General features: G+C 35.1%; 12 protein-coding genes and 1 pseudogene. 4 read left to right on the plus strand and 9 right to left on the minus strand.

Annotated features, from left to right (window positions below; all coding sequences use genetic code 11):
* Positions 1 to 3: 3 nt before the first annotated feature.
* Positions 4 to 3831 carry a type IX secretion system sortase PorU gene (gene porU / locus EKL98_RS13010; protein WP_126562837.1) on the minus strand — a complete coding sequence of 1276 codons (3828 nt, stop codon included), beginning with the start codon at positions 3829 to 3831 and terminating at the stop codon, positions 4 to 6.
* Positions 3832 to 4039: 208 nt separating this feature from the next.
* On the opposite strand from porU, the gene gldJ reads away from it, so the two are divergent.
* Both gldJ and EKL98_RS13020 read left to right on the plus strand, forming a co-directional pair.
* Entirely contained in the window at positions 4040 to 5728 is a 1689-nt protein-coding gene (gldJ, locus tag EKL98_RS13015) for a gliding motility lipoprotein GldJ (RefSeq protein WP_126461647.1), read from the plus strand.
* 63 nt (positions 5729 to 5791) lie between these two features.
* Positions 5792 to 7075 (plus strand): UDP-N-acetylmuramoyl-tripeptide--D-alanyl-D-alanine ligase, encoded by a 1284-nt coding sequence (locus tag EKL98_RS13020; RefSeq protein ID WP_126562838.1) that lies wholly within the window; start codon positions 5792 to 5794, stop codon positions 7073 to 7075.
* 37 nt (positions 7076 to 7112) lie between these two features.
* On the opposite strand, the pseudogene EKL98_RS17875 reads toward EKL98_RS13020, so the two are convergent.
* Both EKL98_RS17875 and EKL98_RS17880 read right to left on the minus strand, forming a co-directional pair.
* Positions 7113 to 7370 (minus strand): annotated as a pseudogene (locus tag EKL98_RS17875) (glycoside hydrolase family 3 N-terminal domain-containing protein); the annotation flags it as partial.
* Between the two features lie 51 nt (positions 7371 to 7421).
* Positions 7422 to 7631 (minus strand): hypothetical protein, encoded by a 210-nt coding sequence (locus EKL98_RS17880; protein ID WP_126569164.1) that lies wholly within the window; start codon positions 7629 to 7631, stop codon positions 7422 to 7424.
* A 302-nt stretch (positions 7632 to 7933) separates the two neighbouring features.
* On the opposite strand from EKL98_RS17880, the gene EKL98_RS13030 reads away from it, so the two are divergent.
* Entirely contained in the window at positions 7934 to 8689 is a 756-nt protein-coding gene (locus EKL98_RS13030) for an NUDIX hydrolase (RefSeq protein WP_126554637.1), read from the plus strand.
* Between the two features lie 368 nt (positions 8690 to 9057).
* On the opposite strand, the gene EKL98_RS13035 is transcribed toward EKL98_RS13030, so the two are convergent.
* The 6 genes from EKL98_RS13035 to fabD all read right to left on the minus strand — a co-directional run bounded on the left by EKL98_RS13035 (position 9058) and on the right by fabD (position 13308).
* Positions 9058 to 9786 (minus strand): superoxide dismutase, encoded by a 729-nt coding sequence (locus EKL98_RS13035; protein WP_126452624.1) that lies wholly within the window; start codon positions 9784 to 9786, stop codon positions 9058 to 9060.
* A gap of 332 nt (positions 9787 to 10118) precedes the next feature.
* Positions 10119 to 10619, minus strand: coding sequence for a hypothetical protein (locus tag EKL98_RS13040; protein WP_126562839.1), 501 nt, complete (start codon positions 10617 to 10619; stop codon positions 10119 to 10121).
* Between the two features lie 54 nt (positions 10620 to 10673).
* A complete protein-coding gene (locus EKL98_RS18100; RefSeq protein WP_233589436.1) occupies positions 10674 to 11111 on the minus strand; it encodes a helix-turn-helix domain-containing protein in 438 nt (145 codons plus the stop codon).
* Positions 11057 to 11545 (minus strand): chromate resistance protein ChrB domain-containing protein, encoded by a 489-nt coding sequence (locus EKL98_RS18105; protein ID WP_233589437.1) that lies wholly within the window; start codon positions 11543 to 11545, stop codon positions 11057 to 11059. Before EKL98_RS18105 ends, EKL98_RS18100 begins: the two co-directional genes overlap by 55 nt.
* Positions 11546 to 12063: 518 nt before the next feature.
* Positions 12064 to 12315, minus strand: a complete 252-nt coding sequence (locus EKL98_RS13050; protein WP_197037213.1) for a hypothetical protein — start codon at positions 12313 to 12315, stop codon at positions 12064 to 12066.
* 117 nt (positions 12316 to 12432) lie between these two features.
* Positions 12433 to 13308 carry an ACP S-malonyltransferase gene (fabD, locus tag EKL98_RS13055; RefSeq protein ID WP_126456372.1) on the minus strand — a complete coding sequence of 292 codons (876 nt, stop codon included), beginning with the start codon at positions 13306 to 13308 and terminating at the stop codon, positions 12433 to 12435.
* 174 nt (positions 13309 to 13482) lie between these two features.
* Here fabD and EKL98_RS13060 point away from each other — a divergent pair, with 174 nt between their 5' ends.
* Positions 13483 to 15126: a hypothetical protein gene (locus tag EKL98_RS13060; RefSeq protein WP_126562840.1), complete on the plus strand. Its 1644-nt coding sequence runs from the start codon at positions 13483 to 13485 to the stop codon at positions 15124 to 15126.
* The last annotated feature ends 34 nt before the right edge of the window (positions 15127 to 15160 follow it).

Genomic DNA, 15160 nt, shown 5'->3' on the forward strand with positions numbered 1-15160 from the left:
TAATTAAAGGATTACAAGTTTCTCATATTTTTCGGATTTCTTGTTGGTTAGGCTTGATTTTACAGTGAGTTTATAGATATAGACTCCCTTCCCTATTCGGTCTCCAAAATCATCTTTGCCGTCCCAAGTGATTTCTTTGGATAAAAAACCGTCTGTCGTGACGATTTGATTCCTTGTCCAAACTATTTTCCCTGTTATTGTCATTACTTGAACCTGAACGTCTAATGGTTCAAATGGTCTGTTGTGCGTAAACCAAAACTCCGTATAGCTGACAAATGGATTGGGGTAATTTAGCACATGTGTCAATGTTATGGCATCATCACCCACTACAATAAACTGAATTTCTGTGGTTACGGGATTGTTGTACACATCCCAAGCTTTGAATGCGATTGTATGCAACCCGGGAGCTAAATTGCGCAACGGAAACCGAAGCGTTCCACTGGTGAAATCATCCAGTTTTGTTTGATAATAGTCATTTAATACAAAGGGATTGCTTACATCTCCATCTAAAATGGCAACAATATCATGGCCTATTCCGCTGGCTGTATTTATGCCGTTTTCATCTTCAAGTAACGCAACAAGAAACGGGGATTCATTTGTTATTCCGCCAGAAACAAAAGTCTCGTCATTCATGTATAACTTCACTGTTGGGCTAATATTGTCTGTTGCGGCATTTTCGTTTATTCCGCCTATTTTTATGGTAGCATCATATCCGGTTTCGTTTTGTAATACTTCATTTTTTTTGGCATAAAAGCTAATTCTTCCGTTTGCCAAAGGGATTCTGATGTCTCGGGGTACAACAAAGCTAAATTCAAATTCACCGTTTGTAACCGATGCATTTCCCCGGAATATGGTTTCTCCTAAAACATTAAAATTCATGACTGGACTATTTCCGTCATTATTATAGGTTGCTCTTGAAATGGTTTTGTCAAAAATAGTAGTGGAAACTTCACCATTATAGTTGGTCAAAGGATTGTTGTTCTCATCCGTAACTTCGCCGGTCAACTTGATTTTAGAGAGTGATTTGAAGTCCTCAATACTTTGGGTAACGGCTATGTCATTCACTTTTGTTAATCTAATTTTTGGTCTGGGGACAGCGAGCATTAATGCAGGGTCGCCAATGTAAAAGACGACATTGGTCGCTGAATTGGGATTGCTGTTTTTCGAAATTCTCAGTGCTTCTGCAATAGATAAATATTGGTTTGAGCCGTATGATAATAAATTTTTAGTAAAAACATCATTAAAGTTTTCGGCACTAAACTGACCAATGGAACGAATCGTTGTAATCATGGCTATTGCCCCGCCTTTTGGGTTCCAGTACGTATATTCCCCAGCTGTAGGTCTAAAGGGATTGTCAAAGCGGGAAAATTCACAGGTAATAGTGATGAATAATGGATATTTGAATTGATTGCTTAAATTTTGTCCGTCTGATTTTTCCCAAATCCGCTCGCTTGATAAACCGTCTTCGCCACCATGACCTAAATAATTAAATACTAAAGCGCCTTTTTCGAAAGCATTAAAGAAATCGGCTCGTGCTTTAGGGTATCTGGATCCTCCTGCAGCGGCTTCCTGAATGTAGGAATCCAAGAGGATTTTATTGACATTCAAAAAAGGTTTTTCGGTAGCAATGGTATTTGCAAGCGTATTTTGTCTTTTTTGCAAAGTGGCATCGGAGGCAATATCTGAATCATCAGAAATTAAAACAAAATTATTTCTCCAGCTTCCGTAAGATTTTATGTCGTGATATTCAATTACTTTATTCACCATTTCATCCGCCTGTTTGGAGTCGTTCACCAGCATTCGGCCTACTGCAATATCGATTCCCCCAAAATAGGAAATAACATTTCCTTCTGAAGGATCCATTAGTCCAAAAAAATCATCAGAGGCAAAAGAGGATTCTCCCGATGTATTGCTATTTAAAGAGTGATAAATAGGGACAACATTGGTATTGTTGATGATTCTGTTTTTGAAATCGTAGGAAGCATCGCCAAAAAGGTTAATGAATTGTATTCTTTTTTGTGGTGTTGAAGCATTTTTATAGATGTATTTAATGCAGTTTCTTATAGCAGCGACATCCTGTTTGCCCGAAGAAAATTCTTGATATATCGATTCTAAAGGGATTACTTTTACATTCAAATTAGAATAATTGCGGTGAAAACCGGCTAGTTTTTCAGCTTGAGAAACTAAAAATGAAGGCGAAATAATTACATAATCGATATCTTGAAATTGACCCAGACTATTTTTGAATAAGGTTCCTTTTAGGTTTTGATTCTGGACCGTTGATCTGCTTTCTTTTAAAGGAGTATAATAATCCAAGGCCTCTACTGCAATGTACTTTCTGAGTTCTCCCAAACCTGCTTTGAAATTGACTGTATTTTGATCTACATTTTCGATTTTAGTTGTGTTGTAGCTATCCGTAACATCCCATATTTGAGAGATTCCCGCTGCATTTGAAATAAGATAATTGACAATTCCGGTCTTTGCGCCGGATTGATCGTATTGAAAATGAAACTGTTTTCCGTATCCTTGAAGTTTTCTCTTGGCAATTAGCCTAATATTATCCAGAAAGCCTTTAGAGCCCGGAACGCCATTGTTGTTGTATTTGAGCTTTATTTTGACCGTTTCGGCCCCATTGAATGAGGCGTTAATGGGTAAATACCCCAAAACAAATTCAGTTTCTGAATTTTTATTCAGCGCAGGAAACGAGATGTTTCCAACTGAAATTCCGTTTGCAGTCACAGTAAATGAAGTAGGTGTAAAGGCGGCTGAGGCTGCTGTCAGCATGATTTTAACGGGTGATGTGGCGTCAAAATTAGGAAAGGTAAAGTCAAACTCCTGTTCGTTTTTAACCTCAAATGATTCGCCAAGCCATTGACGGCCCAATCGGGCAATGTTTGCCAGATCTACTTCATGGTGTTGGTGATCATCAAAGGAGGTTAAAGTCAACGTGCTGTTTCCGGCAGGTTGACTTAAAGGAGCCATTCTTTTCCCGTCAGCACCTTGCGTTGTAATGTAGTAATACGATTTTGTGTCATATAAGTTAAGGTGTGTTTTGCTTTCCTCATTCCAAGTATCAACGCCTTCACCATAAAAAAGGATGTAATCTTCATTGTTGAAAATGCCGTCCCCCTCGCCATTTATTTGAATTGCATTTTCGATCAAGTCATTTGGATAGTAAATGTTGTTGGACAGTGGTGCCATTCGTCCACCATTGCCGTATATTTTTATTTTTCTGGGGTCAGCGGTAACATCAAGTCCGAGTTGTTGCAGAAAGCTTTTAGAGATTTTATACACGCCCGATTTTTCAATATAAAATCGAAACCAAGTACCGCTCGATAAAACCGAATTAGAAATGCCATTAAACGTTTTTTCGGAGGGTGAAATTCTAGAAGCGTTACGCTCTATTTCATACGAAAAGGATTTGATTCGTTTGAATCCGAAATTATCTTTAATTATTGGTGTAAGCTCAATAAAGGCATTCTTTAGCTCTCTGGAATTACGTATTTGCAAAGACGAACTTACTGTTTTAGGAAGGTTTGCAATATCTAAATCTCCGAGTTCAGCAGCAGTAATCGATTCGTAAATTATATTTGTAACTTGAATTTTCCCTTCGTCAAAAGAGACTGGTTCATTTATTTTTAAAGTAAAAAGGAGCGTTTTGGCAGTAGCATTATAATGGAAACTATTTCCTAAAAAAAAAGGGATCGTAACTTTGAAATTACCATAGGACATTTCTTTTTTTTCTAACCAATCGATGGTTGCATCGCCTTTGATTTGGGCAAAAGAAATGAACGGAAATAGGACTAAATAAGCCAAAATAATTTTTCTCATTATTTTTTTAACGGGATTAATAGACAGTTATTATTAATCAGTAAAAATAAATCATTTCATGTTATAGTAAATAATAAATATTATAAATTTGCGTTCGTATATATAATTTGTTGTTAAAATTGGTTTTTTGAAAATAGTAAGAAAGATCGATGTTGATTAATTGATAATTATTATATTGCGCCACTAAAATTATTACCCACTAAAGAGTATGAAAGCAAACAGAATTATGAGCTTACGATTGTTAATATCAATCCTGTTTATTATTGGTTTTTCCAGTTGCAGTAAAAAATCTAGCTCAAAGAATACTTCAAGAGCGACTGGTTGGAATATGGACAGTAAAAAGGCAGGTTCAAATAATAAGAAACAAGTAGCAGGTCCGGGATTGGTTTTTGTTGAAGGAGGTACATTTACCATGGGTAAAGTGCAGGATGATGTTATGCATGACTGGAATAACACCCCAACACAACAACATGTTCAATCTTTTTATATGGATGAAACGGAGGTAACGAATTCAATGTATTTGGATTATTTAGACTGGTTGAAAAATGTGTATCCACCAACGGAAGAAAATTATAAAAATATATATGAAGGTGCCTCGCCAGACACTTTAGTTTGGAGAAATCGATTGGGCTATAATGAAACAATGACCAATAATTACTTAAGACACCCTTCTTATGCAGAATATCCTGTAGTAGGTGTAAATTGGATTCAAGCAGTCGAATTTAGCAATTGGAGAACCCAACGTGTAAATGAAGCGCTTCTGGAAAAAAACGGATACCTTAAAAAGAATGCAAAAACACTAGATGTGACTGCAGACAGCAATTTTGATACTGAAACCTATTTAAATTCACCGACCTTGGCTTATGGAGGAAATGAAGATATTGTATTAAAAGGAAGAAAAGGAGCCAGAAAAACTCCTAAAGCTGGAAAAAACGGGACGGTTGTGGAACCAAAGAATGTTTATGCGCAGCGTTCTTCCGGAATTCTTCTTCCGGAATACAGGCTTCCTACAGAGGCGGAATGGGAATATGCAGCTGCAGCCGATGTGGGACAAAGAGAATATAACATATACAAAGGGCAAAAAAAATATCCTTGGTCAGGCGGGTACACGCGTTCAGGCAAAAGACAAAGCAAAGGGGATCAATTGGCTAATTTTAAGCAAGGAAATGGTGATTACGGCGGAATTGCAGGTTGGTCTGATGATGGGGCTGATATTACAAATGAAGTAAAAAAGTATCCTGCAAATGATTTTGGATTGTACGATATGGCCGGAAACGTAGCTGAGTGGGTTCAAGATGTTTACCGACCTATTATCGATAATGAAGCAAATGACTTTAATTATTTCAGAGGGAATCAATACACTAAAAATAAAATTGGTGAAGATGGCAAAGTAGAAATTGTCACTAAAGACAATATGAAATTTGACACTTTAAGCAACGGAAGAATCATTGCCAGAAACTTTCCAGGTCAAATCGCTCAGGTACCCGTTGACGAACAAGAGACTTATCTGAGACAAAATTTTAATAAAAGTGATAATATTAACTACAGAGATGGAGATAAACAATCTACTAGATATTATAATTTTGGAGATTCAGAATCAGATGACGAGAAAACGAAAGAAGAAAAAAACATGTATAACTCCCCAATACACAATGTGACTACGGACAGTTTAGGGAACATGGTTAGGAAATATGATAAATCAAGCAAAAGAACAACTTTGATAAATGACAATGTCAGAGTTTACAAAGGAGGATCCTGGAGGGATAGAGCCTATTGGTTAGATCCGGCTCAAAGAAGGTATTTTCCGCAGGACATGGCCACAGATTACATTGGCTTTAGATGTGCGATGTCTCGAGTAGGAGCAAAAGCAGATAAAAAAAGATCAGCCAGAAATTAATTTTTATATAAATACAAACAAAAGCCCTTTGATTAGGGCTTTTGTTTTTTTAAATCGTTTCAAATGGATATTAATTACATTCATAGTTTGTTTTTGCAATGCAACTCAGTTTCAATTGACACCCGCAAGATTGAGCCAAACTCCTTATTTGTTGCCATAAAAGGAGAGCGTTTTGATGCTAACACTTTTGCAAAAGAAGCATTAGAAAAAGCAGCTGCGTATGTTATAATTGATGATGAATCTTATTTTATTGATCAAAGGACTATCTTAGTTGAAGATAGTCTGGTCGCGCTGCAGGAATTAGCAAAATACCATCGTGAATATTTAAAATTACCTATAATTGCGCTTACGGGAAGTAATGGAAAAACAACCACTAAGGAACTTATTCAGGTTGTACTTTCGAAAAAATTTAAAACCAAAGCAACCGTTGGCAATTTAAACAACCATATTGGGGTTCCATTGACACTGCTTTCTTTTACTTCAGAAACTGAAATAGGAATAGTTGAAATGGGAGCAAATCACAAAAAAGAAATTGAATTTCTATGTGAATTAGCAACACCGGATTATGGGTATATCACTAATTTTGGCAAAGCCCATTTAGAAGGTTTTGGTGGTGTAGAGGGCGTTATTGAAGGCAAAAGCGAAATGTATCAATACCTTTCAAAAAAAGACAAGCTTGCTTTTGTTAATTTGGAAGATACAATTCAAGTTGAAAAATCAAAAAGGTTACACTCATTTACTTTTGGTATAAATAAAACAAATGCGGATGTTAATATTACTTCGATTAAGGCAAATCCTTTTGTAGAAATATGTTATTTCGGATTGGAAATAAAATCCCACCTAATTGGGTTGTATAATGCCAATAACATCAATGCAGCGCTCACTATTGGTAAGTATTTTAGTATCGATGATATCGCAATAAAAGAAGCTTTAGAAAGCTATGTGCCTGAAAACAACAGGTCACAGTTGTTGACAAAAGGAACTAATCAAGTAATTCTAGATGCCTATAATGCAAATCCGAGTAGTATGGCTGTAGCTATTGAGAATTTTCTACAGTTAGAGGATTTAAATAAGGTTATGATTTTGGGAGATATGTTTGAGTTGGGACAGGAAAGTCAGCAAGAACATAAAGCAATAGTTGACCTTCTTTTGAACGAAGATAAAGTGAAATGTTATTTTATAGGTGCAGCATTTTATACCAATAAACTTGAAAACAACAACTTTTGGTTCTATAGTACATTTGAGGAATTTTCTAATGATTTACCAATGATAACATTCAACAATAGTACTATTTTGATAAAAGGATCGAGAGGAATGGCACTGGAACGAACGTTAGATTTTTTGTAATTAAAAAATATTTTTTTTAATAAAAATGCCATCATATTTAAGTTATGATGGCATTTTTCATGGAAGTTCTCACACCGTGACTTTGAAGACCATTGATAAAGCTAACAGCAACTTCTCCGGCTAAAACTGGATCTTCAGAAAAATATTCGAAGTTTCTTCCGAGAAGAGGCGATCGCTTCATATTTACTCCGGGTCCTAATACTATTTGAAGATCGTTAGTCTGAGATTCGATTTCTAGGGTTTCACCCATTTTTTGTACCAATGCTGGATTCCAGGACGAAGCAAGTGCCGATGCAGTCGGAAAACAATGGAAGGAACACTATTAGTAAAGTCGAAACCTTCTGCTTTATGCAAACCAAGCGGTCCATCCGTCATAAAAATAGTAGGAATATCCAGTATTGAACAGCTTTTGTGGACTAATCGGTTTCGCCGGAACATAAAAAAGCTTTTCTTCTAAACTCATTTTAGCTACTAGTTTTTTTGCCTTAGCGCGATAATCTACATCTTGAGCATGCGATTGGGAGATTGATATCAGTCCAAAAAGTAATAAAAACATTTTTTTTCGTCTTTTACTGGGTTGTTTTTGAATTATTGGGTTCGTTAATTAAATGTGTTATTTTGAAGCATTGTGCATGTTTATTTGATTCGTAATGCATTTTGCATAATTTTTTTAGACTATTTTTAGTACAGATGTGTTTTTACACAATCGATTTGTACTATTATTGCAGTGTTTTTTCTTTTCAATAGAAAAACACTGCATTGAGAGTTTTGAAAAAGTGATGTTCTTTAATTTTCTTATAAAAATGAGCTAAATTGCAACACTAATAAATTATACTTTAATTATCAGAAAATAAGTACATGTTAAAAAATATTTTAGACAATAAGGAAAACTATCAGCCCGGTTTATCAATAGATTGTGTGATTTTTGGATTTCATGACAATCAGCTAAAAGTGTTATTGATAAAAACAAAGTACAGTGATAAATGGGCTTTGCCCGGTGGTTTTGTGCCTATAAATGAGGATATTGATCAGGCTGCTGTCACTGTTTTGAATGGTAGAACGGGACTAAGGGGGATTTTTCTAAGACAATTTTCAACTTTTGGAGCAGCCAGAAGGTGCAATGTTGATGTCAGTAATACTGTTTTAGATTTTTACGGAATACCTTTAGCGGAAGGCAAATGGTTTGCCAGTCGTTTTGTAACCGTTGGGTATTATGCCTTGGTTGATTTTTTAAAAACGATTCCGCAACCCGAGGGTAACAATGAAACGGTGGAATGGATTGACCATAATGCGGTGCCGGAATTAGTTTTAGATCACAAGGAAATTTTAGATAAAGCATTAGAAACACTCCGCATGGAATTGAATTTAATGCCGGTAGGCTATAATTTATTACCCGAAAAATTCACGATTCCTGAGTTGCAGAAATTATATGAAACCATCTTAGGCAGAAAACTCGACCGTAGAAATTTTTTACGTAAGATAATGGCAATTGGGATATTAAATAAGCTGGACGAGAAGAAAAGTAATGTAGCCCACAAAGCCCCTAATTTATACCGTTTTGATAAAGAAAAATACGAAGAGGTTGTTAAAAACGGGTTGACGCAGGGGTGGTAAATTAAAGAAAAGGCATAAAAAAACTTCATTAGAAATAATGAAGTTTTTTGTGGGCGATTAGGAACTGTTTTCTAACCATTTTATGCAGGATTTGAAGAAATAACAATTTATAATTTAATTCGATTTTAATTAACCATTCTTTTTTGAAGGGTTACTGGCAGGAAAATATTTTTTTCATCTTTCTAAAAGACTTCTACTTATTTTAAACCGAGTAGCCAAACGTATAGAATAAGTAAGTCGAAAGTTTAAACGTCATAAAGTCAAAAGTAGTAAACAGTAGTTTAAAATCAATCTGTTGGGTTATTTCATCTAATTTTAAAATACGATATTATACAATGGTTGTTACTTAGTTGGTTTTTATTACTATTTTATTTCATCAGATTTTCTGCATCGTTCAATCTCATCGCCACATTGTCCCAATTGATTATATTGAATAAAGCATCTACGAAATCGGTTCGTTTATTTTTGTATTTTAAATAATAGGCGTGTTCCCAAACATCAATAACCAATATCGGAATGGCTCCCCACTGCGTAAGTTTTTCGTGGTTTTCGCATTGTAAAATTACCAGGCTATCGCTGTAAGGTTGATACGCAAGAATTCCCCAACCGTTGCCGTCAACATTTTTTGAGGTGGCAGCAATTAGAACTTTCAATCTATCGAAACTACCAAAACTTTTTTCTATTCGTTTTAGCAAATTACCTTGGGGTGATGTGTTTTTATTGGTAAGATTAGTCCAAAATATAGAATGTAAAATGTGAGATGAAAAATGATGGGAGAGCTTTTTTGTCCAAAAATCAACAGTTTCCAAATTGTTTTCATCCAATGCTTTCTTTATCATTTGTAAATCTTTGTTAGCACCCTTTACTGCGCCACCGTGATGAAAAGTATAATGCAGGTGCAAGGTTTCGGCATCCATGTAGGGTTCCAAAAAACTTTCGCTGTAAGGCAACGTTTGTTGAATATAATTACCATTGGCATCTACCAATTTATCAATGGAATTGTCTGCTAAATTTTTAGCAAACGTGTTTGTAGTCGGAAGCACTAATGCTGCTGCTCCAAACAAGCTACTCGATTTTAAGAAATCTTTTCTGTTCATTTTTTTAGCGTTTAAATTATTTTTAAAATTAGTCCTATTATTGCGGAAATCAAAATGAGGTTCGTTCTTGTGTTTCCTTAATGTAGATCTTGCAAATATTGATAAAACGGCATGTATTGTCGTCGTTATGTTCGTTATATTATGCTGTGCCTTTTTTTTAAATGACTCTAAATTTATTTTTTCGAAAGCCTATTTTCTTTGACTAAATCTCGGGGGTACTTAATTGACTAGTAGCACTGGACTAGCGAAACCTGAATGACTTAATTTTTAGAAAACAAACAGTTAACACTTTTAACATATATATTGTGTTTTCTTTCATAAATTAAGTAGCTTTAAAAGGCGATGCCAAATTGGAAACCTACAGTAAAAGTGGTAGGGTGATCATTACCAAACCGCACTGGCAATGGAATGGCAATATAATAACTGCTATTGGTGTTTTTTATTATCGTTTTGTTGAATACTGGAGTTATGCCATACCTACCACTAGTCTCAAATGCTGCTCTGCCTGCAAAGGTGTATCCGTTTCCTAGTGCTACTAATACGCCAGGATGAAATAATAAACTATTCACTTTACTAATTCCGTTTTCTGCTCTTATATTGGGTACAATTTCAAATGAGAACCCAATTTTTGGACTTTTCCAAATATTGATTCCAGTTGGGAAACCCAGAGCATAATAATCTCTAAAATTGATATTAGTTCCATCCGGACTTACCGTTACAATGGGATGTAATATCCCAAAATATCCCGTAATTTTCGGATAAGTTGTTTGCCCAATTGCAGGTATAGAAAATACTAATATAGCAACAAGAAGAAAATATTTGAAAAAAATCATAATAGTTTGTATTTTTTACAAAACTACAGAGGAGAAATAGGAATAAATAGAATGCTATTTACTTTTTGTATTTGAATTACTTTTTTGCTTTTTTTTTCGGTAGGAAGAAGGGTTTTTCCCTGTATGTATTTTGAATATCCTCGTAAAATGACTTTGGTCTGAAAAGCCGGTCATATAAGCTATTTCAGTAAGAGAGTACGTTGAATTCTGAATAAGGAAGATTGCTTTTTCAATTCGTAATTTTCTAACATAGTCTCCAAAATTGAGGTCTCCAAAATATTTTGAAAATTCTCTTGATAAATAAGAAGGGTTAATCTCCAAGTCACTAGAAATTTTTTTTAGGTCAAAAGTAAATTGATTGTCTATTTGATCCTGAATAATTTTTTTCAAATCTTTGACCCAAGCTGGAGCTTTCTTTTTGTTTTTTTTCTTTTCCTTTAAAAATTTATTGTACACTTCGTGCAGCAGGTTTTCAAAAGGACTATTCTGCAAATGATTCTGTTTGTACAAATGTGTTGCCCCCAACTGTATAGCCCATCATAAATAACCATTCCTGTTTCTAATAACTTATAATCATCTGTAATATTATAAGAAAGTCCCGCTGAAATTGCCAAAAGTCCCGCTGATTCTTTTGCAATATCGTGTCTATCTGTGTCTGCTCCTCGTACAATATCAGCTATAATTAAAATAGCTGGGTCTTTAATTTTATATTTTTTTACAATATAATCAAAGGTGCTTTTTTCTTCATAATGTGTGTATTCTACATTAGGAATATCAAAAGGAATGGCATCAAATTCTTTTGCTTTATTCAAAACATCACTGAATGGGACATAAATAAATTCAGCGTTTTTGTCTATAAAAGTTTTGATCAACCAAGGACTGGCTATTCTATCAATTTTAGGGCGTTCTCTAGTAATCCATTTCATTTGAAATAATATAAAGGAAATTTTGCTCCTTCAATAGTAAGCTAATCTACATTTATTTATCTAGGTTTCAAAAAAATATTTACAAATCAACAGTTCAAGAGCTAAGATTAGAGATTGATTATTTCGACAATATATCTTTAGATACAAAAAAAGATAAAACAGATGAATATCAGTCTCTTTAATATGACTTTAGGATATTCGAATCAATAATCTTAATAAATTTAGGGGTTATCAATTGTATAACCAAACTAACCTCTAAAATTAAATGACTTGGTTATTTGAATTTTGTGCGCGATAGAGGATTTGAACTCCCGATAACTTCGGGTAGAATCGTAATGTTATGAACCATTTGAGCTTATTTTTATTTGAAATTAATTCTTGAAATTTAACCCGGTTTTCCAAGATTTAACGTTGTACCTCTTTATTAATTTACAGTATGCCACTCGATGACGGGTTGTATACTCAATTTAGAAACAAGGCTGTCTGGGAATTACTTTCCGGGCAGCCTTGTTTTTGAATTATTCTTTTCCGGATTCCTTCAGTTTTTCAGCAGCCTGATTTATCTTGTCAGCTCCTTTTTTAAGAATTTCTCCTGCTTTTATTCTGGTAGAATCAGCGGCAGCATCAACTTTTACCGCTGCAGTATCGATAGCTCCTTCCATTTCATTACTAATGGCCTCTCTAGCTTCTTTCACTTCCTCTTTTGTTTCTTCTTTACAAGAAGTCATTAAAGTGGCAACAAATACTAATCCTAAAAGTGCTTTTTTCATTATATTTTCATTTTAAAAAATTGATAATTGAGTACATTCATCGTATAAAGATAAACAAAATCGCTACAAACATAAGTTTGGGGAAATTTCGTTTATTGGACACCAATTACCACTATTTTATACATTAGCGGTAACAGCGTCTCTGTCAATTTTCCCGATCAATCCTGCTAATACTTTTCCAGGGCCTACCTCAGTAAATGAGGTTGCTCCGTCTTGGATCATTTGCTGTACTGATTGTGTCCACTTTACGGGAGCTGTCAATTGAATGATTAGGTTTTTCTTAATTTCTGCGGGGTCTGATACTGCACTGGCTGTTGTATTTTGATATACCGGACAAATAGGAGTTGAGAACGTTGTTGCTTCAATAGCTGCGGCCAGTTCTTCACGAGCCGGTTCCATCATTGGAGAGTGAAAAGCACCTCCAACAGGCAACAATAATGCACGTTTTGCACCAGCGCCTTTCATCGCTTCACACGCTTTTTCCACTGCTGATGTTTCTCCTGAAATCACTAATTGTCCTGGGCAGTTGTAATTTGCAGGGACTACAATTCCGTCAATCGAAGCACAAACTTCTTCTACAATGTTGTCAGCCAATCCTAAAACGGCCGCCATAGTCGATGGTTTTATTTCGCAGGCTTTTTGCATAGCTAAAGCTCTTTGAGAAACCAGTTTCAAGCCGTCTTCAAAAGATAAAGTACCATTAGCTACTAAAGCTGAAAACTCACCCAATGAATGTCCCGCTACCATTTCTGGTTTGAAATCCTCCCCTAATGTTTTTGCTAAAATCACCGAATGGAGGAAAACGGCTGGTTGTGTCACTTTGGTTTCTTTCAATTCCTCGGCTGTTCCTTCAAACATGATGTCTGTGATGCGGAAACCTAAAATTGCATTGGCTTTTTCGAATAATTCTTTTGCGAGAGCAGAATTTTCATACAAGTCTTTACCCATTCCTGTGAATTGCGCGCCTTGACCTGGAAATACGTATGCTTTCATGTTTTTATTTTAAAGATTGAAAAAAATTAAAGACTGAAAAATGAATTCCAATCAGAATGCAAAAATACTGTTTTTTGCGGTATTGTAAATAGGGTTATTGTTTTCTTTAAAATTGACACTTTTATTAGTGTAACATTTAGGAGTATTAAAGACTAATATTTAAAACTTAGTTTTATGAAAAAGATTTTATCAATAGCTTTCTTACTCCTTTTTAGTTTTTTATTGTTTTATGGCAACCTTCCGGTAATCAATTATGGATTTACTGGTTTTGCTTTTATTTTATTACTGTTGTTAGTAATAGGGATCTTATTTTCTGTTGGTTTGACTATTTCTCAGCAAACAAAGCAAGTCAAGATTGTTTCCAAACCTAACAAGATTTTGTTTGTTTTGGTAGGATTGCTTTTAGCGTATTGTGTTGCACTTCCTTTTATAACCAGCCTAAAAATGTTCCGAAGCGATTCGTATCAAAAATTAATAGGCGAGGTTAAAAACGGACAAAAAATTACGAATCATATTGCTCCAATTTCAATTGATAAAATCCGTGTGGTCGATGAGGAACTAGCCCATCTTTTGGGAGAGAAAATTTTAGGTTCTCAACCCGCTTTGGGAAGTCAGGTAGAATTGGGGGATTTTTGTATCCAAAAGGTGAACAATAACTTGTACTGGGTTGCTCCATTATTACATTCTGGTTTTTTGAAATGGTTTAACAACCAAGAGGGAACTGCGGGATATGTTATGGTTTCTGCAACCAATGAACGTGATGTGAAATTAGTTCAGAGTGTAGGAGGGAAGAATATTAAGATTAAATACCAGCAAGGCGCTTACTTCCAAAGTGACATTCACAGACACGTTTATTTTAATGGAAATGCTACTGTTGGTCTGGCTGATTTTAGTTTTGAAATTGACGATGCTGGAAATCCGTTTTGGATTGTCACTAAATATGTGAAAAAAATTGGTTTTTCAGGAAAAGAAGCTACGGGAGTTATTGTGGTTGATGCACAATCTGGAGTTATAAATGAATATTCAATTGCTAAAACGCCAAAATGGGTGGATCGAATTCAGCCTTTGGATTTTATAGAAAATCAGTTGAATGATTGGGGTGAATATGTTCACGGCTATTGGAATTTTTCTAATCAGGATAAACTGCAAATTACAGAAGGAATGACATTGGTGTACGGAAAAGACAATAAATCCTATTGGTACACCGGATTAACTTCGGTCGGGAAAGAAGAATCTGCTGTAGGTTTTGTATTGGTAGATACCAGAACCAAAGAAACTACTTTTTACAAACAAAGTGGCGCGACGGAATATGCGGCTCAAAGTTCGGCACAAGGGAAAGTTCAGGAGAAAGGATATAAAGCGTCGTTGCCTATTCCGTATAATATCAATAACATTCCCACGTATGCGATGACGCTCAAAGATAACGGCGGATTAGTTAAAATGTTTGCGATGGTGGCCATTTCAGATTATACGATTGTGGGCGTCGGCAATACAATGCGGGAAACCTTGACTTCGTTTAAAAATGTCTACAATATGTCTGATAATAAAATAAACCCAAATAGTGTTTCTAATAAAAAATCAGTAAAATCAGTAGTAACGAGAATTCAGAATGATGTGAAAAACGGGAATAGCTTTTATTATTTTAAGGTGAAAGATTACCCTAATATTTTTGTGGGTTCGTCACAAATATCCAATCAATTGCCAGTAACAATTGTGGGTGACAGTGTGAAAATTTCTTTTGATGTAGACATGGAAGAAGTTATTGATGTTTCAAGTTTTGAGAATATCAATTTGGAAGCGAGTATGAAATCGAAGTAATAAAAAAAGGGCTAAAGAATTTTCTTTTAGCCCT

This window comes from Flavobacterium bomense, from assembly GCF_003970355.1.